The sequence below is a fragment of the Streptomyces sp. NBC_00086 genome, assembly GCF_026343255.1.
GTDB lineage: Bacteria > Actinomycetota > Actinomycetes > Streptomycetales > Streptomycetaceae > Streptomyces.
The window spans coordinates 975353-996282 of sequence record NZ_JAPELZ010000001.1; the positions used below are offsets into that span (position 1 = coordinate 975353).

Consider the following 20930-nt stretch of genomic DNA (forward strand, 5'->3'; position numbering starts at 1 on the left):
CCCCCGCCGCGCGCGGGCGTCGTAGGGTCGAGGTCATGGCGCAGGTACAGCGGACTCTCGAAGGCAAGGTCGCCCTGGTGGCCGGGGCGACCCGGGGCGCGGGCAGGGGCATCGCGGTCGAGTTGGGGGCGCGGGGCGCGACCGTGTACGTGAGCGGGCGCAGTACGCGGGGCAGGCGTTCGGAGTACGACCGCCCCGAGACGATCGAGGAGACGGCCGAACTGGTCACGGCGGCGGGCGGCCGCGGAATCGCGGTGGTCGCGGACCACTTGGTGCCCGGTCAGGTCGAGGCCCTCGTCGGGCGGATCGACGCCGAGCAGGGCCGGCTCCACGTGCTGGTGAACGACATCTGGGGCGGCGAGCGGCTCTTCGAGTGGGAGAGCACGGTCTGGGAACACGATCTGGACAAGGGGCTGCGGCTGCTGCGGCTCGCCGTGGAGACCCACGCGGTGACCAGCCACTACGCGCTCCCGCTGCTGCTGCGCGAACCGGGCGGGCTGGTGGTGGAGATGACGGACGGCACGGCGGAGTACAACGCGAGCCGCTACCGGGTCTCCTTCTTCTACGACATCGCCAAGTCGGCCGTGCTGCGCATGGCGTTCGCACTCGGGCACGAGGTGGGACCGCGCGGGGCGACGGCGGTGGCCCTGACCCCGGGCTGGCTCCGGTCGGAGATGATGCTCGACAACTTCGGTGTCACCGAGGCGAATTGGCGGGACGCCCTGAAGACGGTCCCGCACTTCGGCATCTCGGAGACCCCGTTCTACGTCGGCCGCGCGGTCGCGGCCCTGGCCGCCGACCCGGAACTGTCGCGCTGGAACGGGCAGTCGCTCTCCAGCGGGCAGCTCGCCCAGGTCTACGGCTTCACGGACGTGGACGGCAGCCGGCCGGACGCCTGGCGGTACATGGTCGAGGTACAGGACCCCGACCTCCCGGCGGACCCCACCGGCTACCGGTAGGACGCGCCTTTGCGGTCAGGCCGGACCGCGTCCGATCAGCCCCGCTCCAGCAGCCGGGCGATCCCGTCGAGGACGCAGCGCAGGCCGAAGTCCCACACGGTCTCGGGGCTGTACCCGCCGACCGCGCTGCCGACCCGCACGGCGAGGGGGTGGCGCTCCGGATCCATGGCCCGCTCCAGCAGGGGGGCGCTGAGCTCCCACCACTCCTGGTCGCTCTGACGGGCGTTGTGCGCGGCGGTGTCGGCGGCCGCCAGGGCCTGGGCGTGGACGAAGCCGAGGAGGTGGGTCAGGGCCGCGTCCATCTCCACGTCGGTGAGGCCGATGCCGTCGAAGGCCGCGAGCTCGTGCTCGTACTTGCCGATCACCCCGGGGCCCAGCGGGGGGCGGGTGACGGACAGCTCGCCGATCCACGGGTGCCGCAGGAACAGCGCGCGGTTCTCCTCGGCGACGCGGGCCACCTTCTCCCGCCAGGACCCGTCCGGGGACGGTTCGCCGCGCTCCATGGCCAGGTAGACGGCATCCAGCATCAGGTCGAGCAGTTCGGCCTTGCCGGGGACGTAGGTGTAGAGGGTCATGGGGGTGACCCCCAGCCGCTGGGCCAGCGCCCGCATCGTCAGCGCGGCCAGTCCCGACCGCCCCTCGCCCGCCGCCTCGTCGGCGAGCGCGATCGCGCCGTCGACGACGGCATCGACGGTCAGCCCCTGCCGGGGTCCGCGCCGCCCGCTGGGCGCCCCCTGCCCCGGCTCGCGCCACAGCAGCTCCAACGTGCGGACGGGGTCGCCCGCGCCGCTCCGGTCAGTGGTCACTCCAGACCCCTTCCGCCGCCTTCCGGCAGCCCGCCAGCCCGCTCAGTCGAGCTCCGTGCATTTAATCTTCTACGCCGTATAGAATACTGTGTATAATGAAACTCCGAGCCACGATATCAGGAGGACCCCATGCGGATCACCGACACCGCCATCTGCCTCACCGTCGAGGACACCACCACCTCTTCCGCCTTCCTGACCAGGCACTTCGGATTCAAGGAGTCGATGGCCGCCGACGGCTTCGCCTCCCTCTCCCACCCCGACGGCCCGAACGTGGTCTTCGTACGGCGCGGCCTGGAGGTGCTCCCCGAAGACCTCCGCGAGCAGCACGCCGCCGGAGTACTGCTCGCGTTCACCGTGGCCGACCTGCCCGCCGAGTACGAACGACTGCGCTCCGAGGGCGTCCCGATCGTCATGGAGCCCAGGGTCGAGCCCTGGGGCGAGCGGGTGTTCCTGGTCTCCGACCCCAACGGTGTGATCATCGAGCTGGTCGACTGGGTGGAAACCGCGCCCGAGCCGACCACCGACGCCACCGTCGCGGACACCACCACCACCGCCTAGGACAGGAACACGCTCCCGTGCCCCCGCCTGGTTTGGGAGCCGGTCCCGGACTGCCGGCAAGCGACGCTGCGGAGCCGTTCGTCGACATCGTCTGGTGGGTCGACCAGGAACTGCTGCACCACGGGGCCGAGATCGCCCTGATCCGCGATCCGTACCGGGCGCGGGGGCGCTGACGCAAGGCCCCCGCGCCGCGGACGGGCTCAGCCCGCGGCGATCCCGGGGTCGTCCCCGTCGAGCGGGGCGAAGAAGCGGGCCACGTCCTGCTCGGTGACCTCGCCGAGGGTGGCCGGGGACCAGTGCGGGGTGCGGTCCTTGTCGACGACCTGCGCCCGGATGCCCTCCACCAGGTCGGGCGAGGTCAGCGCATTGCAGGAGACCCGGAACTCCTGTTCCAGCACCGGCTCCAGGGCGCCGAGCGCGGCGGCCCGGCGCACGGACTCCAGGGTCACCTTGAGGGCGGTCGGGGACTTGGCGAGGATCGTCGCGGCGGCCTCCTTGGCCTCCGCCTCCCCGTACCCGAGCAGCCGGTCCACGATCTCCTCGACGGTGGCGGCGGCGTAGCAGTGGTCGATCCAGTCCCGCGCCCCGGCCAGCACGCCCGGCGCGGGCTCGGCGGCGTACCGCCCCAGCACCTCCCGGGCCGGGGCCGCGGCGAGCTCGGCGGTCAGCTCCGGCAGCTGGGCGGCGGGTACGAAGTGGTCGGCGAGCCCGCACAGCAGCGCGTCGGCGGCGCCCACCGCGGAGCCGGTGAGGGCGAGATGGGTGCCGAGCAGGCCGGGGGCGCGGGCCAGCAGGTGGGTGCCGCCGACGTCCGGGACGAAGCCGATGCCGGTTTCGGGCATGGCGACGCGGGAGCGCTCGGTGACCACGCGGACGCCGCCGTGGGCGGACACGCCGACTCCGCCGCCCATCACGATGCCGTCCATGAGGGCGACGTAGGGCTTGGGGTAGCGGGCGATGTACGCGTTGAGCCGGTACTCGTCGCGCCAGAAGGCGGCGGAGGCCCGCGTCCCGGCCTTGGCGTCGTCGTGGATGGCCCGGATGTCCCCGCCGGCGCACAACCCCCGCTCGCCCGCGCCGCGGATGAGCACCTGCTCCACTCCCGGATCCCGCTCCCAGCCGGTCAGGGCCCCGGTGATGCGGAGCACCATGGGGTGGGTGAGGGCGTTGAGGGCCCTGGGACGGTTGAGGGTGATCACCCCGGTACGGCCTTCGACGGCGCACAGGACGGTATCGGCGGTGTCGGCCATGTCTACGGTGTCGGCTTCGCTCTTCACGCCGCCCAGTATGGACGGCGCGTAGTCTGGTCCGTTATGGCAAAGATCATCCTGATGTCGCAGGTCTCCCTCGACGGCTACTACGAGGGCCCGGAGCGGCAGCTCGACTGGGGCCTCGTCGACGAAGAGCTGCACCAGCACATGAACGACGAAGTCCGGTCGATCGGCGGCATGCTGATGGGCCGGGTCACCTACGAGCAGATGGCCGCCTACTGGCCCACCGCCGGCGCCGATCCGGACGCGTCCCCGGTGGAGACGGACTTCGCGGGCATCTGGCGCTCCGCACGGAAGTTCGTGTACTCGCGCACCCTGCCCGCCGAGCAGGCCGACCCGAACGCCACCGTGCTCCGGGAGGTCGTACCGGAGGAGGTCGAGGCCCTCAAGGCCGCCCCGGGCGGTGACCTGACCCTGAGCGGGGCGGACCTCGCCGCCTCGTTCCTGCGCCACGGTCTGGTGGACGAGTACCGGATCTACGTGCACCCCGTACGCATCGGCCGCGGCCACCCCCTCTTCCCGCCCTCCGACGGCACGGTCCCGCTCCGGCTGGAGGAGACCCGCACGTTCGGCAACGGGGTGGTGCTGCTGCGGTACTCGCGCGCCTGAGCGGGGTCTTGCCCACCCCTGCCCCGGGATCAGGCGGCGCGGTACCTCGCCAGCACCCCGCGGGCGGTGGAACGCAGGGCGTGGGCCGTGTCGACCGCGCCGATGCGTACGCGGTGCGCGGTTTCCCGCGCGGGACCGAGCGAGCGTCGTCCGGGGCCGCGCCGCAGCAGGTCCCGGTAGAGGTCCAGATGGCGTTCCGCGATGCGGGCGGGGTCGAAGCGGGCCGAGTTCGCCAGGGCGGCTTCGCCCATGCGCCGCCGCAGCTCGGCATCGTCCGCCAGTGCGAGCAGCGCGGCGGCGATGCCGTCCGCGTCGCCGGGGCGGACGAGGCGTCCGTCGACCCCGTCCTCGATGATCTCGCGCGGTCCCACGGGGCAGTCCGTGGAGACGACGGGGAGGCCGCAGCGCATCGCCTCGACGATGGTCATGCCGAACGACTCCTGGTCGGACGTGGACACGGCGATGGATCCCTTGGCCCACTCGGGCTCCAGCGGGTCGACGTTGCCCATGAGATGGGCGTTGCGGCTCAGTCCGAGTTCGCCGATGAGGGCGGCCAGGCTCTCCCTCTCGTTGCCGGTGGCGTCGCCGCTGCCGAAGATGCGCAGCTGCCAGTCCGGATGGCGGGCGACGACCCGGGCGAAGGCCCGGACGAGCAGGTCGTACCGCTTCGCCGGAGTGAGCCGGCCCGCCGCCACGACGACCTTGCCGGTGCCGTCGGCCGGTTCCGCGGAGGCGGCCGGCACGCTGTTCGGAATCGCCTCCACCCTCGTCGAGGGAAGGCCGAGCCGCCGGTAGGCGTGCGCGTCGGACTCGGTCACGGTGGTGACGGCGTCCAGCAGTTGGTAGCGGTGGCGTATCTCGTGGCGCAGGCGCAAGCCGTGGCCCGAGAGGGTGAGGTGCTCCTGCCCCACCCTGACGGCGGCGGAGTGGGCCTGCCGGGCGATGTGCACGTTCAGCCCCGGCCTGGTCCCGACGATCACGTGGGCGTCCAGGGCCGACAGGTACCGTCCGATCCGTTCGTCGGTGAGGCGGCTGTACTGCTTGTGCCGGCCGTCCGCACGGGGGAAGACCCTGGCCGGCAGGGCGTGGTGCGGGTCGTCACCGTCGTAGTCCGGAGATCCGGCGCGCAGGTCGACCAGGGGTGTGAGGCGGACGTTCGCGGGTGCGCTCATGGTCGGCACGTCGCGGTGGCGGAGCACCGAGACGATCTCCACGTCGTGGTGTTCCGCGAGGGTGGCGGCGAGGTTGAACGTCGACCTGATCGTGCCTCCGATGCCGTAGGCATTGTGGAGCAGGAAGGAAATACGCATGGGGCGACAGGTCCTTCGGTATCGGAGGCGGGATCCTCGACGGCGGGAGCCGGGGTGCGCGTACTCGCGCCGGCCCACTGTGCGCAGAACCTGCTTAACCGTTCCTGAAGGCCTGGTCATCCTGGTCGGGAGCTCGTGAGTGGCATGCTGGCAAAGTGGACATTTTGGTGGTGGAGGACGATCCGGTGATCGCGGCCGCGGTGCGCGACGGGCTGGAGGGCGAGGGGTACGCGGTCACCCTCACGGCTGACGGTCTGTCCGCGGTGGAGCTCGGTGCCACGGGCGACTTCGCGGCGATCGTCCTGGACGTCATGCTGCCGTCGCTGAACGGGTTCGCCGTCTGCGGCCGGCTCAGGGCCCTGGGTGTGGACACGCCGGTGCTGATGCTGACGGCGAGGGACGGGGAACTCGACGAGGCCGAGGGCCTGGACACCGGGGCGGACGACTACCTGACGAAGCCGTTCGCCCTACTCGTCCTCACGGCGCACCTGCGTGCGCTGATCCGGCGCAGCACCCGCACGGCCGCGGACCCCGGGCAGCACGAGGTGCTGCGGGCCGGCGACCTCTGGCTCGACCCGCGGGCGCGGACCTGTGGTCGTGGCGGTGAGCGCATCGAGGTCACCGGCCAGGAGTTCGCGGTACTGGAATGCCTGATGCGCGAGCCGGGCCGGGTGCTGTCGAAGGAGGCCGTCCTCGGCGAGGCGTGGGACATCGCCTACCGGGGCGCGGCGAGCATCGTGGAGGTCTACATCAGCCTCCTGCGCCGGAAGATCGACCATCCGTACGGCACCCGGAGCATCGTGACGGTCCGGGGGTACGGCTACCGCCTGGACGAGTCGCATGCCTGAGCTCCCCCAGCCGCCTCGGCTCCCCGAGGTGCCCGACGTGCCCGACGTGCCCGACGTGCCCGACGTGCCGCAGGAGCCTGAGCCCGCTCCCCGGACCCGCGCCCGGATGTTCCCTTGGTGGACCCGGCTGCCCACCCGGGCCCGTACCGCCCTCGCCTCGGGCGCGGCCGCCCTGGTGCTCGCGGGCGGCAGCGCATGGTGGCTGCACCACGACGTCTACTCCAACGAGATGGAAGCCGCCCGCGGCCGCGCCCTGTCCCAGTCCCGCTCGGTCGCGGAGGAGTTCGCCGGCACCCGGGCCAGGGACCGGGAATCCACCAGCGACATCATCGCCCAGAACCCCGTGGTGATCATCGGTCCGCAGGGCCCGTTCCGGTCCTGGCTCCTGGAAGCGTTCCCCGACGCCGTCGACGACCTCTCGCCCGCACCCGCCTCGGCCCGACCCGGCTGGGCCACCTTCGCAACGGTCCGTTTCGGCACGCCGGCCGCCGCGTGTACGGGAGACCCCACGCGCACCACGACCGGACAGCCCGTCCGGGACTGCCTCGCCCAAGCGGCGGAACTGAGCGGGCAGACCGTGGACATGGCCGGCACCAGCATCGAGGCGCACAAGCTCGACCCGAGCGCCCCCAACGAGTCGGCGCCTCCATCCGGCCGCTACACCGTCTACGTCGCCGTCACCCGGGGCGAGGCGGCCCGCGCCGCCGACGCGCTCGTCCCGGCCCTGGCCACCGCGGTACCGCTGGCCGCCCTGATCGTCGCCCTCAGCGCCTGGGTGGCGACCACCCGCGCCTTGCGCCCCGTAGAAGCCATCCGCACCCGCCTCGCCACCGTCGACCAGCCGGGCGCCGGCACCCGGGTCCCGGTCCCCGAGGCCGAGGACGAGATCACCCGCCTCGCCCGGACCACCAACCAGACGCTCGACCGGCTCGACGCCCACGCCGACCGACAACGCCGGTTCATCGCCGATGCCGCCCACGAACTGCGCAGCCCCGTCACCGGCCTGCGCACCACCCTGGAGGTCGCCGTCACCGGGCCCCAGCGGCCCGGCACCCTCGCGGGCGCCCTCCAGGCCACGACGAGACTGCAGTACCTCGTGGACGACCTCCTCACCCTCGCCCGCCTCGACAACGCCTCCGCGCCACCGCCGAAGAGGTCGCCGGTGGACCTCACCGGGCTCATCCGGGAACTCCTCCTCGAACTGCCCCACACCCGGCCCGAAGCCGCCGCACACCTCACCCTCGACGCCCCCGGCGAAGCCGTCACCGTCCCGGGCGACCCTGACCAACTGCGGCGCCTGCTGCGCAACCTCCTCGACAACGCGGCCCGCCACGCCGGCACCCGGGTCGCCGTCTCGCTCGACCTGCGGCCCGGATGGGTGGAGTGCACCGTCCACAACGACGGCGCCCCGATCCCCGAAGCGGACCGCGAGCGCATCTTCGACCGCTTCACCCGCCTCGACGAAGCACGGACCCGTGACACCGGCGGCAGCGGCCTCGGCCTCGCCATCGCCCGGGAGCTCGCGCACCACCACCGGGGAACCCTCGCCGTCACCCCGGCCGACCGGGGCGCGGCCTTCCTCCTCAGGCTCCCTCGGTAGCAGGGCGCCGGTGACCCTCCCCGCCCCCCGCCTCGGCGCTCGGGCTCCGGGGCGGCGGACCGGTCAGGGACGGTAGACCTTGCCGGGCTCGGGGTGGGCGGGCGCGAGGAGTTGGGAGACGGTCACGAAGGTGTACCCGCGGTCGCGGAGTTCGCGGACGATCTCGGGGACGGCGGGGATGGTTCCGGAGTAGCGCTCGTGGAGCAGGATGATCCCGTCCCGCTTGGTCTGGTCGAGTACGCGCTGCTCGATGAGTGCGCTGTCGGTGGTCGCGTAGTCCTTCGCGGTGACGCTCCACAGGATCTGGGCCAGGCCGAGTTCCTTCATCACCTTCTTCACCTCGTCATTGGTGGCGCCGCCCGGAGGGCGCATGAGGGTGGGTGCACGGCCCGTCGCCTTCTCTATGTCCTTCTGCACCGGCTCTATTTCTGCCCGTATTTGGTCAGGGGTGAGTTCGGTGAGGTTCTCGTGCGACCAGGTGTGGTTCGCTATTTCGTGACCCTCGTCGGCCATGCGGCGCACGGTGTCGGGGTAGGTGTCCGTGTGGCCTTTCCCCTGGAGGAAGAAGGTGGCCGGGACGTTTTCCCGTTTCAGGTAGTCGAGCAGGTGGGGCGTCGGCTCGCTCGGGCCGCCGTCGAAGGTGAGGGCCACGCACTTGGCGACGTTGCAGTCCACCGGGCCGGACGCGTGCCCTGAACCGGGCTTGCCGAGGGAGCGGACCGCCTCGGCGCGGACGGCTGCCGGCGAGACGACCCCGTTCAGGGTGGAGCAGCCGGTGAGAGTCGTCACCAGGAGCGCGGCCGCCGCCATGACGATGCGCCGGGAGGAAGTGTCGCGCACGGGGCGCTTGAACGAGCGATTCATGAGGGGAAACCCTGGATTTGTCATAGGAAATGGATCGGTGGACATCTGCGCGGTGGAAATGCCCGCATGGAGAAATGGCGCAGGCGATCTCTCGCGGCGGAACGATGCCGGCATCCCGGCAGATCCAGCGGCCGAAGCAGCATGCGCAGAGCCGCCTTAATGAACCCTTAAGGCGCCTGCCGGAATGCTGTCGGCCGTGCCGCCGGATACGGCGGGGCCGGAGGAGGGGCGGGCAGCAGGAAGGCTGCTACTTCAGGTGCTTGTCGAAGAACGCGGTCGCGTAGCGGATCGCGGTCTCGCGCTGCTCCGCGGGCCCCAGCTGCCGGGGACTGCCCGTCCCGTTCGTGCTCTCGCACCGGCCTCCGGGACGCCGGCGCTTCTCGATGGCGACATCGTCCGTCGCGAAAGCGGGCCCGGTGCCGGGGGTCCAGACCGTGTTGAAGAAGTTGTGGTTGCCGCCGGGCACGTCGTGGTGTTCGACGTCCGGGTTCCCGGCGGCCATCGCCATGGGGACCTTGCTGACCTCCCACATGGCGTCGCAGGTTCCGGCGACCAGCGAGAGGGGAACGCGGGTGATGCGTTCCTTGGCGGCGTCGATGCCGTTCATGGCGGGCGCGAAGGCGAGTGCGCCCCGGAGGGTCACGCCGGGCGGGAGTTCGTGGCTGTCCAGCGCCTGGGCGAGGACGCCCCCGCCGCCGCGCGAGTGCCCGAGCGTGCCGACCCGGTCCAGGTCCACACGGCCGGTGAACCCGCTGAGCGCCCGCAGCGGGCCTTCCCCGGTGGAGAGTTGCTTCCACATCTCCAGGTGCTTGTCCAGCAGGGCCGCACGCGCGGTGTGCCCCTGGTTCTTCTCCTGGGCCTGGATGCCGTTGGCCGCGACCGACACCACGACGTAGCCCTTCTCGGCCAGTGCCTCGGCCAGGTAGGAGTACCCCAGGTGGTTGTCGACCGGCTCGGCGCCCTTGGCGCACGGCCAGCCCTGCCCGCGGACCGGCTCGTCGCCCGCGGCGCAGGTGTCGCCCCAGCCGTGCAGCATCATCACCAGGGGGTGCTTCCCCCCGCCCAGCTCGCGCGGGTAGGTGACGGCGGCCTTCAGCTCCGTGCGCTTGCCGTCCAGGCCGGGAGGCGCGTAGGCGGTGTCACCGAAGTCGTACGTGAGCCGGGCCGAACGGGCCGTGCCGTCCTGCGTGGATATCCGGGCCGAGCCGACGACCTCGGGCTGGGAGCTGCCGCAGGCGGTTCCCAGGGTGACCGCGGCGACGGCCGTCACGGGGAGGACGCAGCGGCGCAGGGAGCGAGGGGGCATACGCATCGGCAAGCAGGCCCTTTCGGGGCACGGATCTCAGGCTGGGGCGGCCGCTCGGATCCGTGGTGACCGCGGCGACCTCTTGAAGGTATGCACCCTGATCATCGGATGTGCATCAATACATACGCATACGCGTATCAATGTCGATGGGATGCCGATCCCGGGACCCCACAGGAAGATCAGAAGCTACCGGCCGCCCTCGGGTCAGGACCCGGGGCCGGCCGGCGCGGACAGCGAGGCCAGGTAGCCGGACAGGGCTGTCGCCGTGCCGGGCAGCGGGAAGCGGGCGCCGAGGTACCCGTCCGGGCGCACGAGGAATCCGGTCGGGCCGTCGGCGCCGTAGAGCCGGGCGAACTCCCCGGCGGCGTCCCGGTATCCGGGGACGGCGGCGGGCAGGCCGGCGGCAGCGTCGAGTGCGGCCTCACGGGCCAGGACGGCCAGGACGGCCAGGACGGCCAGGGTCGGCGGGCCGAGGGTGCCGCTCCCGTCCGCGCCGTCCTCCGCCAGTGGAGACCCCGCGGTCCGGGCCTGCTCGGCGGCCTCGGCCAGGGCCGCGCCGTCGGCCCCGTACAGGATCACCACGTGGCCGACCCGTCCGCGCAGGACGTCGAGCAGCCGCGAGGGGTAGGCGGCGAGCGGCAGGGTCAACCCGGAGCAGTCCGGGGCCCGTTCGCCGGGCTGGGGCGCGCCGTCCGGGCCGAACGGGCTGCCGGCGAGCGGTCCCCCGCGGTAGCCGACGAGCAGCTGGGCCTCGCGGAGCAGCACGGTCCGCGGATCGTCCTCGTCGCTCTCCATGCCCTGGGTCGCGTGCCGCACGGTCCGGCCGACGACCTCCTCGCCGACGGGGCGGCGCTCGGCGTCGTAACTCGCGGGCAGGGCGGGCCCGGCCGAGCCCCGGAGGGTGAGCGCGAGCTTCCAGGCCAGGTTGCAGGCGTCCTGGATTCCGGTGTTCATGCCCTGGGCGCCGGTGGGCGGGTGGATGTGGGCGGCGTCGCCCGCGACGAAGACGCGGCCGTCGCCGTAGCGGTCGACGATGCGGTGGCTGATGCGGAACACGGAGGACCAGCGCATGCCGGAGACCGTGGCCGGGACGGGGGCCAGGCGGTCGACGACGGCCTGGATGTGGGACAGCTCGGGAACCCGGCCGCCCTCCAGCCCGTGCAGCACTCCGTCGCCCGCTCCGGGGCCCCCGGGTGATCCTCCCGCTCGTCCATCGCTCGGCTCCGCGGAGAGTTCGGGCGGGACCAGCATCGACATGCGGTAGCGGCCCCGGCCGGGCAGCGGGATGCACACCAGCAGGTCGTCGGTGGACCCGTCGGCGCCCTGGTGCGTGGAGCGCACGCCGTATCCGCCGGGCAGGTCCCAGTCGGTCACGACGTCGGCCAGCATGTACTCCTCGGCGAAGGCCCCGCCCTCGTAGGAGAGTCCCAGCCCCTTACGCACGGTGCTGTGCGCTCCGTCGCAGCCGATCAGGTAGCGGGTGCGCAGCTCCTCCTCGCCGCCGGAAGCGGTGCGCAGCAGGCTGGTGACGCCGCCGGGCCCGTCCGCGTCGCCGTCCCCGTCCTGGGTGAACGACAGCAGTTCGGTGCCGCGTTCGATGACGGTGCCCAGTGCCGCGAGGTGCTCTTCGAGGATGCGCTCGGTCTCGTACTGAGGCAGCGCGGCGAACCGGTACGGCACTTCGGGGGGCAGCATGAGCTCGATCCGGGCGCGCTCGGTGCCGTTGACGTAGATCAGCTGACCGCGCAGGGACACGGCGGTCTCCAAGACGGTGCGCGCCAGGCCCATCCGGTCCCAGATCTCCAGTGTGCGCGGCTGGATGCCGACCGCCTTCGCGTACGGGAGGCGGGCCGGCAGCCGGTCGACGAGGCGGCAGCTCACGCCGTGCCGGCGCAGTTCCGCGGCCGCGCTGAGTCCGACCGGACCCGCTCCCGTGATCAGCACGTCGGTCGTCGGGGTGTGCGCCATGGGTGCCTCCCAACCGCCTGGCCCCGAACCGGTCCCCTCCTCCCATGCTGACCCGGCGATTCGCGGACGGCCAGACGAAGGCGTCAGCCCCTCTTGGCGTGCGCCCCCGGCGTGTGGCCGAAGGCCCGCCGGAACACGTCGATGAACGCGCTGGTCGAGGACCAGCCGCAGCGGTGCGCGACCGCAGTGACGGGGGTGTCGACCGCCAGCAGCCGCAGCGCGTGGTGCAGCCGCAACTGGGTCCGCCACTGGGGGAACGTCATGCCCAGCTCGGAGCGGAACAGCCGGCTCAGGGTCCGCTCCCCCGCCCCGGCCCCGGCCTGCGCGGAGAGCTCCGCCAGCCCGCGCCGGTCGGCCGGATCGGCGTGCAGCAGCGCGCACACCGCGGCCAGCCGGGGGTCCGCGGGAGCGGGCAGGTGCAGCGGCTGGAGCGGCGAGGCCCGCAGCTGGTCGAGGAGCACCGCGAGCATCCGGCGCCGCTCGGCGGTGTCGTCCTGCGGGGCCCGGGTGTAGGCCAGGATCAGTTCGCGCAGCAGGGGGCCGACGGCGAGCACGGCGGGGGCGGAGAGGGAGAGCGGGTTGAGGCGGGTGGGCAGGCCCACGCTGTGCAGGTCGACGCGGCCGAAGGCGCGGTGCTCGTGCACGGTCCCGGCCGGGATCCACAGGGCTCGGGTGGTCGGGGCCACCCAGGTGCCGGCGTCGGTGGTCACGGACACCACCCCGGAACCGGCGTAGCAGATCTGGTGGTCGTCGTGGCGGTGCGGATCGATGCCGTGGTGGGTGTCGAGCTCGCGGATGCTCGTCGCTGCGCGCGGGGTGTGGCGGATTTTCTGCATCATCCGGCAATTTATCGGAAGCGGGCCAACACCGGCAGGAGCGATTCTCGATCGGTGACCTCCATGAGACCGCCCCGGCCCTCGCCCGCCGCCCCGACGCCCACACCCGCGCCCCCGCCCCCGACCCCGCCCTCATCGACACCCGACCCCGACCCCGCAGCCACGCCGGTCCCCGCGCCCGGCCGCCCGGGCCGGCTCCGTACGGCCGCCTTCGCCGCGGGCCACTCCTGCGTGGACGTCTACCAGGGCGCCGTGGCCGCGCTCGTCCCGTTCCTCGTCTCCGAGCGCTCGTACGGGTACGCCGCCGCGTCCGGCATCGTGCTGGCCGCCTCGCTGCTGTCCTCCGTGGTCCAGCCGCTGTTCGGAGCGCTCGCCGACCGGTGGCCGATGCCCTGGCTGATCCCGCTGGCCACCGCCGCCGCGGGACTGGGCGTGGCGCTGGTCGGACTCGACGCCGGGTACGCGGCCACGCTCGCCGCCGTCGCCCTGTCCGGGCTGGGCGTCGCCGCCTACCACCCGGCGGCCGCCCGGCTGGTCCGTACGGTGGGCGGCGCCGGGCACGGCGCGATGAGCTGGTTCGCGCTCGGCGGCAACATCGGCTTCGCGTGCGCCCCGCTGCTGGTCGTCGGCGCGCTGGCGCTGCCGGGCCCGGCGGGGTGGTGGCTGCTGGCCGCCCCGGCGGCGCTGGGCGTCTTCCTCAACCGGCCGCCGTCCGCCAAGCGTTCGGCCGCCGGCCGGGAGGTGGCGACCCCGCCCCCGGCCGCGTCCCGGCGCCCCCGCGACGACTGGCGGGCCTTCCTGCGGCTGTCCCTGGTCGTCGTCGTGCGCTCGGTGGTCTTCACCGGCCTGAGCACCTTCATCGCCCTGTACGTCCGCGAGCGCGGCGGCGGCGAGAGTGCCGGCGCCGCGGCCCTGTTCGCCCTCTTCGCCGGGAGCGCCGGCGGCACCCTCCTGGGCGGCCGGCTGGCCGCCCGCTGGGGGCGGGTCACCACCGTCCACCGCGCCTACGCGGCGGTGGCGCCGGCCGTCGCGGGCATCCTCTTCCTGCCGCTCCCGTTGGTGTACGTCTGCGCAGCGCTGGCCGCCGCCGCGCTGTACGTGCCCTTTTCCCTCCAGGTCACGCTGGGCCAGGACTACCTGCCGACCCGCATGGGCACCGCGAGCGGAGTCACCCTGGGCCTGACCGTCAGCGTGGGCGGCCTCGCGAGCCCCCTCGTCGGCGCGGCGGCCGACGCCGCCTCGCTGCACACCGCCCTGCTCCCGCTGGCCGCGCTCCCCCTGCTGGCCTGGGCCCTGGCCCGGCGCCTGCCGGATCCCGCGGAGCCGGAGCCCGCGGAGCCGGAGCCCGCGGAGCCGGAGCTCACTGCGGCCCGGGGGTGACGGCGGCCTTCCGGGGGCTGGAGCGGTGCGCCCGCCAGGCGGCCAGGGCCTGCGGGCGGGTGCCCTCGGGGTGCCGGGCGTGCCAGTCCCTCAGGAACCGGTTCAGCTCGAACTGGGCCCCGATCTCCTGGGGTTGCGCCGCCCGCTCCCGGGTGGCGTGCCAGTGGGCGACCGCCTCGGCGAGGGTGCGCCCCGCCCCCTGGGCCACGTAGTCCCGCATGAAGGCGTCGAAGTGGAAGCCGGGCCCGATCTCCCGGACGAAGTACTCCCGCAGCACCTGGCTGCACCGCTGCCCCGGCGGAATGACGCTGGCACCGTCCACGGGCGCGGCGAGCTGCCGGCCCGCACCGCGGGCGGGCCGACCGGCGGCCGGGACCGGCGCCGGGGCCGGGAGCCCGTCCAGCGCGGCGGCGATCCGGGCCGTGACCGCCGCCTTCCCGCCTCCGGTGGAGAGGCCCATCCGGCGTGCCAGCGCGCTGAGTTCGGCCAGAGTCCAGTACCAGCGCGCCAGCTCCGCCCCGCTCAGCTCCGGGCTCGGAGCGGGGCGCACTTCACCTTGATTCGTACTCACGTTCCCATCTTAAACCGCCCGCCTCCCGCGCCCTCCCGCGGTCAACGCGCCGCCGCGTTGCGGCGTTCGCGGCCCCGCAGGACGTCCAGGGCGAAGAACCTCGGGACCGCCCCGCCGAGCCCGTCGAGCCCGGTGAATCCGCGGCGGGCCATTTCGACGTCCGGTGAGGTGCCGCGCCCCTGCCAGTGGCGCAGGAAGAGCTTCGCGCACATCGGCGGCGGCGGGACCACGAGTTTGGGCCGGGTCTCCTCCGCGGCCCCGTCGGCCCGGACGACGAGAGCGGACCACTCGCCCCAGCGCCCGGAGTCCCGCATGCGTGCCAGGACCGTCGGCCGCCAGTCGACCGACTGCCACACCGGCCACACCCGCACCATGAGGAGCCGGATCCGGTCGGCGACGGGGAGCCCGGCCAGTTCCTGCTCCGTGAACCAGCGGGCCAGGGAGTCCGGCAGCGGCGACCGGCCGTCGAGCCCGAGCTTGGCCCGTGCGTACGTTTCGAGCGTCATGCCCCTGGCGCCGGCGAGCTCCTCCAGCAATCCGGTCAGCACCTCCTCGTGCAGCGCGGGGTACCCCTCGTCGAACAGCCGGGCGGCGTCCAGCACGTCGAGGTCCGACATCCACCGGCCGGGAGAGTGCTCCCGGCGGGTCCGCCGGACCAGGGACTGGGTCCGGCTGATGCCGGTGAAGGGCACCTCGGGCGCGACCGGACCGGGGGTCACGGCGCCCCGGCTCGCGATCGCGCGCAGCGCTGCCATCGCGTCGAGCCGTTTGAGGTCCCAGACGCCCGAGGCGATCATCTCCTCCAGGGTCCGCAAAGACTCGTGGTCATCCTCGTCCAGGGCCTGCTCGATGTCCTTCCAGCCGCGGTGGGTGAAGGGCAGCGCCGCGGCCGCCGCCACGATCCGGCGGCCGGCGTCGGGTGCGATCAGCTCGGTCTCGGCGCCCTCCTTGCAGCCGTAGCGGAGGTTCACCAGGGCCACGGTCTGCGCCGGGTACCCCATCTCGGCCGGGCCGTGCAGGACCCCCACCTCGTCGTCCCCGTCGATCTCGCCCGAGGCGTACATGGTGAAGACGGTGCCGAGGCCCCGCATGCCGCACGGGGCGAGCTCCGCGGCCCGCAGTGCGCCCATGCTCGCGGCGCCGATCACCTCCGCGCCCTCGGTGAGCACCTGGAGGATCTCCTTGTGGCCGACGGAGCGGCGCTCCCGGAAGTAGCCGTCGACGACCACGACCACGTCTCCGGGGTGCCACTGCTCGGCGAGGAGGTCGCCCCGGCCCGCGGGCGGCCGTACGTCCGCCCCGGGGAGCACCGCGTGGACGTCGGCGGCCGAGATCGTCGGCCCCGCGTAGACGATCACCCTGGGCCCGCTCACGCCGGCCCCCTTCACGCCGTGCCCCTTCACTACAGCACCTCCGGGCATACGCGGCTCCCCGGAGCCACGACCTTGACGACCGGGACCCCGATCTCCTCGCGCGTCAGGTCGACGAGGAGGGGCGGATGGGAGAAGGCTTCGGCCGCCCGGCGCACCACGTGGGCGAGGGCGCCGGCCAGACTGTCGTGCGGGACGGGATCGTCCACGAGGCCCCTGAGATCGGCGGCCGCCGGGCCGGAGCGCGCGCTCCGCAGCCGGCCGGCGTCCACCTGCCCGAAGTCCTCGCGAAGGTCGTCGCGGGCCCCCGAGATGTACGCGAGCCTGGCCTGCGCCGCTTCGGAGACGGCTCGGGTGAGGGCGATCTCCGGGCTGAGGTGGCAGCCGAAGCCGAACATCAACGCCGGGTACTCCTCGCTCGCGACCCAGGCCAGGAAGCACGGCAGGCCGGTGGGCGACGGGACGAGGCGGACCTCCAGGGTGACGTCGGCCCGTTCGATCAGCGTGCACAGCTCGTCGGCCACCGGCGACCCGAGGGAGCGCGGGTCCACGCGTACGCCCATCTCCCCGCCCCCGGTGACCGCGGCCGTCATCGCGTCGCGCTCGATGACCTCGCAGAGCGCGTGCAGAGCGGCTTCGATCCGGGTGTTCCCGCCGGCCAGGCCGTTGGTCGACTCGAAGAACACCGGCGGGTTCCAGTCGGTGTGCTCCTCCAGCGTCAGCCGGACGACGTTCACGGGGACGAGGGTGCGCGCTCCGTCGACCAGGGATCTGGCCGCCACCCAGTCCAGCGGCAGCCCCTCGTGCAGCAGGCTCGGCGCGGAGGGCGCCAACGCGGATACCTCGTACCCCAGTTGCGTACGGAGCGTGCGGGGGGTCGCGGTCAGTGAGGGCGGGGCCGGCTGTTCCACGTGCCAGGTCTCCACCGACTCCATCACGGCCGAGAGCCTGGCCAGTTCGGGGGTCATCCCCTTGCCCTGGGAGACGGCCAGCGTCCTGGAGAGCGGCCGGATCGCCTGGAAGGTCGGGATGCCGATGGAGTCGAGCCGGGTGATGTCGGCGACCCGGGTGACGCCCACCTTGGCCGCGGCGCGGGTCGCCATCTCCCATGTGGCTTTGGGTGGTTGGGCCCTGTCCGTGCCCGGGAGCCGGTGTACGGAGCGGTCCGCCGGTGTGGCGAGCCAGGCCAGGGGTGCATCGTCGGTCTGCACGGTGGGGAGCTCCTGCGGGTCAGAGGTTCCGGGTGCGCCGCAACAGCGCCCGGCCGGCGACGAAGTTGGCGACGATCGCGACGACGGCGAGCACCACCAGGGAGGGCCAGGCCTTGCCCAGGCCGAAGATCGCGGCGTCGCGCATCCCGGTGACGGCGTACGACACCGGGTTCACCGTCGAGATCCACCGGAGCACGGTGGGGAGTTGCTGCGAGGTGGACAGCGAGGGAGCGGCGAAGACGAGGACGGGCACCGACACGCTGGTGAGCACCATGAAGGTGCGGTAGTCGCTGATGAGGACGGCCGCCGCGAGGTACAGCCCGTTGAACGCCACCGACGAGAGCACCAGTGCCAGCAGCAGCCAGATCCAGTGGGACGCGTGGAAGGGGTAGTCGAAGATGACCGCGGCGACGGCCAGGGCCAGCAGGCTCTGGGCCAGCACGAGCGAGACCCCGGCCAGCAGCTTGCCGGCCAGGAAGCGCGACCGGCGCAGCGGCCAGCTCCAGAGCTGGGTGGACACCCCGCTCATCTCCTCCTGGAACATGGCCATGCCCGTCGTCCCGGAGGCGCTGACCACCGACATGGCCAGCACCATGGGGAGCAGGAAGACCGCGAAGGGGAGGGTTTCGCCGCGGTAGGTGATGTTCCCGACGACGTTGCCGAGCGAGGTGTTCACGAGGAGCAGGTACACGAGCATCGGGGTCAGGCCGAGGATGAGGTTGACCCTGTTGCGGGCGAGGAGCGCGTACTCGCGGTAGAACACGGCGGTGAAGTCCGCCGGTTTGCCCGACGCGACCGGTGCGGTGGTCTTGAATCCCAGGTCGGCCACGGTCTCAGCCCTCGTTCCCGGTCATGCGCAGGAAGACCTGCTCCAGCGAGTCGGTGACGGTGGAGATTCCGGAGATGGCGACCCCGGCGTCGTGGCAGTGCCGGGACAGCTGCGGCAGCACGTCCCGGACCTGCGCGTTCTCGATGCGCACTTCCGCGTCCTGGGCCGTCGCGGTCAGTCCGGCGGTGGCCGCCCACTCCTTGACGACCTTGGCGGCGACCGCGTCGTCGACGCTGACCAGCAGGTGGGCTCCGCCGAACTCCCTGACCAGCTCGCTCGGTTCGGCGAAGCGGACCACCTTGCCCTGGTTGATGACCAGGACCCGCTGGGCGTTGCGCTCCAGCTCCTGGATGATGTGGCTGGTCCAGATCACGGTCATGCCGTACTCCTCGCGGAGCCACCGCACGAAGCGCTCGATCTGGTGCCGGCCGGCCACGTCCAGTCCGGCCGAGGGCTCGTCGAGGATGAGGAGTTCGGGGATGGTCAGCAGGGCCCGGACGAGTTGCAGCCGCTGACGCTGTCCGCCGGACAGCTGGAAGACGAGCCGGGACAGGTGGTCCCCCAGGCCGAGGTACTCGGCCACCTCCATCGCCCAGGGGCGGGTGGTGCGCCAGGACAGGCCCTTGAAGCGGGTGGCGATCAGCAGGTTGTCCAGGGCCGAGAGCATCTCGTCGTAGGGGGCGGACTGGTGCATCGCGCCGATGCCGGTCTTGGCGGCGACCGGGTCGCGGGCCGGGTCCACGCCGAACACCCGGATCCGCCCGGTGGTGGGAGGGGTGACGCCGCAGATCATCTTCATCAGGGTGGTCTTTCCGGCACCGTTGGGTCCCAGCAGCCCGATGGTCTCGCCTTTGGCGATGTCGAATGAAATACGGTCGACTGCCGGCGTTTCTTTCCCGCGGTAACGCTTGGTCAGTTCCTCGGCGTTCACCACACCATTCGCCACGGTCCGCCCTCCACAATGTGATCGATGTTCCGCTTGGTGTTTCTCCTGGATTTCCGATCGGGTTGCTGCGGCTGGACGTTACGCCCGCGGGACGGCGCGGAAGCGGCCGCTGCCCAAGCTGCCTGACAACTGCCTCCGTTCTGCCGCCTGCCGCCCGGCCCCGTTGGCTAGCATTCGCAGCATGAGCCGTTCAGGACTGGCGGAAGACCACGACGGCCAATCCGTTGTGGTTCTGGTGAATTGCGCGGGCGGCCGTGAATTGGAGCTCGTTCGCGATGCTTTGACGGGGCCTCTGGAAACTCCGGCGATACTGATCCGGCAGGACGAACTCATGTCGACGCCCCTGGCTCTGGACGTGGACACCGGTCTGCTGGACGTCTCCGGGCGCCGGGTCAGGCCGGCCGTGGTCTGGGTGCGGCACGGTTCGGCCTGCGCGCTGCTGGCGCAGTCGAGGCCGGTGGGATCGATGCCCCCGCTGCGGGCGGAGTCCTGGTCCGGGTTCCTCCGGCAGGTGTCGGCCGCGGCGGGCGCCGCTCTGCCCGGCGGCACGGTCGTCGGTCCGGGCCAGCTGGTGGAGGCGCGCGGGCTGGGCGTGCGGACGCCCCGTACGGTCGTCACCAATGACGTGGCGGCGGGTGCGCGCACGGTGGGGGCGCCGGTCCTCGTGGTCAAGACTCCGGACTTCCGGCTGTTCGAGCCGGACCGGCTGGGCTGGAAGGCCTGTCTGCCCGCGGTCGTGGGCCGGGAGGCGGTGGAACAGGGCTCCGGACCGGCCCCGGTCGCCGCGGGAGAGCGCCCGGTCGTGGTCCAGGAGTACGTGGAACACGCGCGTGAGCTGCGCGTCTATCACCTCGACGGCGGGATCTGCGCCTTCGAGGTCCGCAAACCCGATCCGTCGAGCCCGATGACGGACCCCGACAGCGTCACCGTGACGCGCGTCGACTGCCCGCCCCCCGCGGCCGAGGCCGTACGCACCCTGGCCGCCGCGTGGAACCTGCGCTACGGGGCGTTCGACCTGCTCGTGTCCGACACCGGGGAGCCGGTGTTCCTGGAGGCCAACCCGGACGGGGACTGGCTCTGGTTCGAACGCAAGGCGCGCTGGCACGGCGTCTCGTTCATGGCCGCCGTCATGGTCCGTGAGTTGTTCGTACGCAGTACGTCGTGAGGAGTGCGTCGTGGGGAGTGCGCCGCGAAGAGAGTGTCCTGAGAAGCCCGTCGTGAGGAACCCGCGCCGGTGACGGCCTTACGGGGTGGCGAGATCTCCAGCCGGGGCCTGGTGCTCGTGGCCCTGGTGGCGCGGGGTCATACGACCGACCGCGTGGCCCGGGCGCTGCGCCTGAGCAGGCACACGGTGGGCGAGGAGATCAGTGTCCTGCTCGACCGGTTCAACTGCAGGAACAGGGCGGAGCTGGTGGCCTACTGCTACGTCCACCGGCTCCTGCCGATCGATGTGTGGCCGCCGCCGTGCGGCCCCGTGAAAGGGGTGGGTGACGTGTTCGATCCTCTGACCGCTCTGCGTGAGGCCGGACTTCCGGTCGACCAGTTGAGCGCCGCTCAGCGCGAGGTGCTGGCAGGCCTGACCGAGGAGGAGACCTCGGTCGTCGTGGCGGTCCAACTGCGGCTGGTCGAGGCGGATTCCGGCGCGGATGCCGAGGTGTGGGCGCACGACCTGAAGCTGCTCTGAGCGC

The 20930-nt window shown here is 72.7% G+C and carries 20 protein-coding genes and 1 pseudogene; 9 read left to right on the forward strand and 12 right to left on the reverse strand.

Annotated elements, in window-relative coordinates; genetic code table 11:
* The first annotated feature begins 35 nt into the window (after window positions 1-35).
* Window positions 36-959, forward strand: a complete 924-nt coding sequence (locus OG276_RS04460; protein WP_266902936.1) for an SDR family oxidoreductase — start codon at window positions 36-38, stop codon at window positions 957-959.
* A gap of 35 nt (window positions 960-994) precedes the next feature.
* Here the strand turns inward: OG276_RS04460 and OG276_RS04465 are convergent, their stop codons facing one another.
* The gene (locus OG276_RS04465) at window positions 995-1765 is read right to left on the reverse strand and encodes a TetR/AcrR family transcriptional regulator (RefSeq protein ID WP_266902938.1); all 771 of its coding nucleotides are present in this window, start codon (window positions 1763-1765) and stop codon (window positions 995-997) included.
* Window positions 1766-1894: 129 nt separating this feature from the next.
* Here OG276_RS04465 and OG276_RS04470 point away from each other — a divergent pair, with 129 nt between their 5' ends.
* Both OG276_RS04470 and OG276_RS04475 read left to right on the forward strand, forming a co-directional pair.
* Entirely contained in the window at window positions 1895-2323 is a 429-nt protein-coding gene (locus OG276_RS04470; RefSeq protein ID WP_266902940.1) for a VOC family protein, read from the forward strand.
* Between the two features lie 59 nt (window positions 2324-2382).
* Window positions 2383-2496: pseudogene (locus OG276_RS04475) on the forward strand (DinB family protein); the annotation flags it as partial.
* Window positions 2497-2523: 27 nt separating this feature from the next.
* On the opposite strand, the gene OG276_RS04480 reads toward OG276_RS04475, so the two are convergent.
* Window positions 2524-3573 carry an enoyl-CoA hydratase/isomerase family protein gene (locus OG276_RS04480; RefSeq protein ID WP_266912517.1) on the reverse strand — a complete coding sequence of 350 codons (1050 nt, stop codon included), beginning with the start codon at window positions 3571-3573 and terminating at the stop codon, window positions 2524-2526.
* A 63-nt stretch (window positions 3574-3636) separates the two neighbouring features.
* Here OG276_RS04480 and OG276_RS04485 point away from each other — a divergent pair, with 63 nt between their 5' ends.
* On the forward strand, window positions 3637-4203 hold the full coding sequence (locus OG276_RS04485; RefSeq protein ID WP_266902942.1) for a dihydrofolate reductase family protein: 567 nt from the start codon (window positions 3637-3639) through the stop codon (window positions 4201-4203).
* Between the two features lie 29 nt (window positions 4204-4232).
* On the opposite strand, the gene OG276_RS04490 is transcribed toward OG276_RS04485, so the two are convergent.
* Complete coding sequence (locus tag OG276_RS04490; RefSeq protein WP_266902944.1) at window positions 4233-5513, reverse strand: glycosyltransferase family 4 protein; 1281 nt, start codon at window positions 5511-5513, stop codon at window positions 4233-4235.
* A gap of 155 nt (window positions 5514-5668) precedes the next feature.
* On the opposite strand from OG276_RS04490, the gene OG276_RS04495 reads away from it, so the two are divergent.
* Both OG276_RS04495 and OG276_RS04500 read left to right on the forward strand, forming a co-directional pair.
* Window positions 5669-6361, forward strand: a complete 693-nt coding sequence (locus OG276_RS04495; RefSeq protein ID WP_266902946.1) for a response regulator transcription factor — start codon at window positions 5669-5671, stop codon at window positions 6359-6361.
* Complete coding sequence (locus tag OG276_RS04500; protein ID WP_266902948.1) at window positions 6354-7961, forward strand: cell wall metabolism sensor histidine kinase WalK; 1608 nt, start codon at window positions 6354-6356, stop codon at window positions 7959-7961. Before OG276_RS04495 ends, OG276_RS04500 begins: the two co-directional genes overlap by 8 nt.
* Window positions 7962-8024: 63 nt before the next feature.
* On the opposite strand, the gene OG276_RS04505 is transcribed toward OG276_RS04500, so the two are convergent.
* The 4 genes from OG276_RS04505 to OG276_RS04520 form a co-directional block, all read right to left on the reverse strand.
* Entirely contained in the window at window positions 8025-8825 is an 801-nt protein-coding gene (locus tag OG276_RS04505; protein ID WP_266902950.1) for a polysaccharide deacetylase family protein, read from the reverse strand.
* 247 nt (window positions 8826-9072) lie between these two features.
* Window positions 9073-10137 carry a hypothetical protein gene (locus OG276_RS04510; RefSeq protein ID WP_266902952.1) on the reverse strand — a complete coding sequence of 355 codons (1065 nt, stop codon included), beginning with the start codon at window positions 10135-10137 and terminating at the stop codon, window positions 9073-9075.
* Between the two features lie 198 nt (window positions 10138-10335).
* Window positions 10336-12099 carry an FAD-dependent monooxygenase gene (locus OG276_RS04515; protein WP_266902954.1) on the reverse strand — a complete coding sequence of 588 codons (1764 nt, stop codon included), beginning with the start codon at window positions 12097-12099 and terminating at the stop codon, window positions 10336-10338.
* 83 nt (window positions 12100-12182) lie between these two features.
* A complete protein-coding gene (locus OG276_RS04520) occupies window positions 12183-12935 on the reverse strand; it encodes a helix-turn-helix transcriptional regulator (protein ID WP_266912519.1) in 753 nt (250 codons plus the stop codon).
* Window positions 12936-12989: 54 nt separating this feature from the next.
* Here OG276_RS04520 and OG276_RS04525 point away from each other — a divergent pair, with 54 nt between their 5' ends.
* Complete coding sequence (locus OG276_RS04525; RefSeq protein ID WP_266902956.1) at window positions 12990-14315, forward strand: MFS transporter; 1326 nt, start codon at window positions 12990-12992, stop codon at window positions 14313-14315.
* Here OG276_RS04525 and OG276_RS04530 read toward each other — a convergent pair.
* The 5 genes from OG276_RS04530 to OG276_RS04550 are packed head-to-tail and all read right to left on the reverse strand — an operon-like array spanning window position 14296 to window position 19242.
* Window positions 14296-14886 carry a DUF6434 domain-containing protein gene (locus OG276_RS04530; protein ID WP_266902958.1) on the reverse strand — a complete coding sequence of 197 codons (591 nt, stop codon included), beginning with the start codon at window positions 14884-14886 and terminating at the stop codon, window positions 14296-14298. The genes OG276_RS04525 and OG276_RS04530 overlap by 20 nt on opposite strands.
* A 41-nt stretch (window positions 14887-14927) precedes the next feature.
* A complete protein-coding gene (locus tag OG276_RS04535) occupies window positions 14928-16259 on the reverse strand; it encodes a TfuA domain-containing protein (RefSeq protein WP_266902960.1) in 1332 nt (443 codons plus the stop codon).
* A 29-nt stretch (window positions 16260-16288) separates the two neighbouring features.
* On the reverse strand, window positions 16289-17467 hold the full coding sequence (locus OG276_RS04540; protein WP_266902962.1) for a YcaO-like family protein: 1179 nt from the start codon (window positions 17465-17467) through the stop codon (window positions 16289-16291).
* Between the two features lie 19 nt (window positions 17468-17486).
* On the reverse strand, window positions 17487-18296 hold the full coding sequence (locus tag OG276_RS04545) for an ABC transporter permease (RefSeq protein ID WP_250741952.1): 810 nt from the start codon (window positions 18294-18296) through the stop codon (window positions 17487-17489).
* A gap of 4 nt (window positions 18297-18300) precedes the next feature.
* Complete coding sequence (locus OG276_RS04550; protein WP_266902966.1) at window positions 18301-19242, reverse strand: ABC transporter ATP-binding protein; 942 nt, start codon at window positions 19240-19242, stop codon at window positions 18301-18303.
* Window positions 19243-19573: 331 nt separating this feature from the next.
* On the opposite strand from OG276_RS04550, the gene OG276_RS04555 reads away from it, so the two are divergent.
* Both OG276_RS04555 and OG276_RS04560 read left to right on the forward strand, forming a co-directional pair.
* Window positions 19574-20407 carry a hypothetical protein gene (locus tag OG276_RS04555; RefSeq protein ID WP_266902968.1) on the forward strand — a complete coding sequence of 278 codons (834 nt, stop codon included), beginning with the start codon at window positions 19574-19576 and terminating at the stop codon, window positions 20405-20407.
* A gap of 69 nt (window positions 20408-20476) precedes the next feature.
* Window positions 20477-20926, forward strand: a complete 450-nt coding sequence (locus OG276_RS04560; RefSeq protein WP_266902970.1) for a helix-turn-helix transcriptional regulator — start codon at window positions 20477-20479, stop codon at window positions 20924-20926.
* Window positions 20927-20930 lie beyond the last annotated feature (4 nt).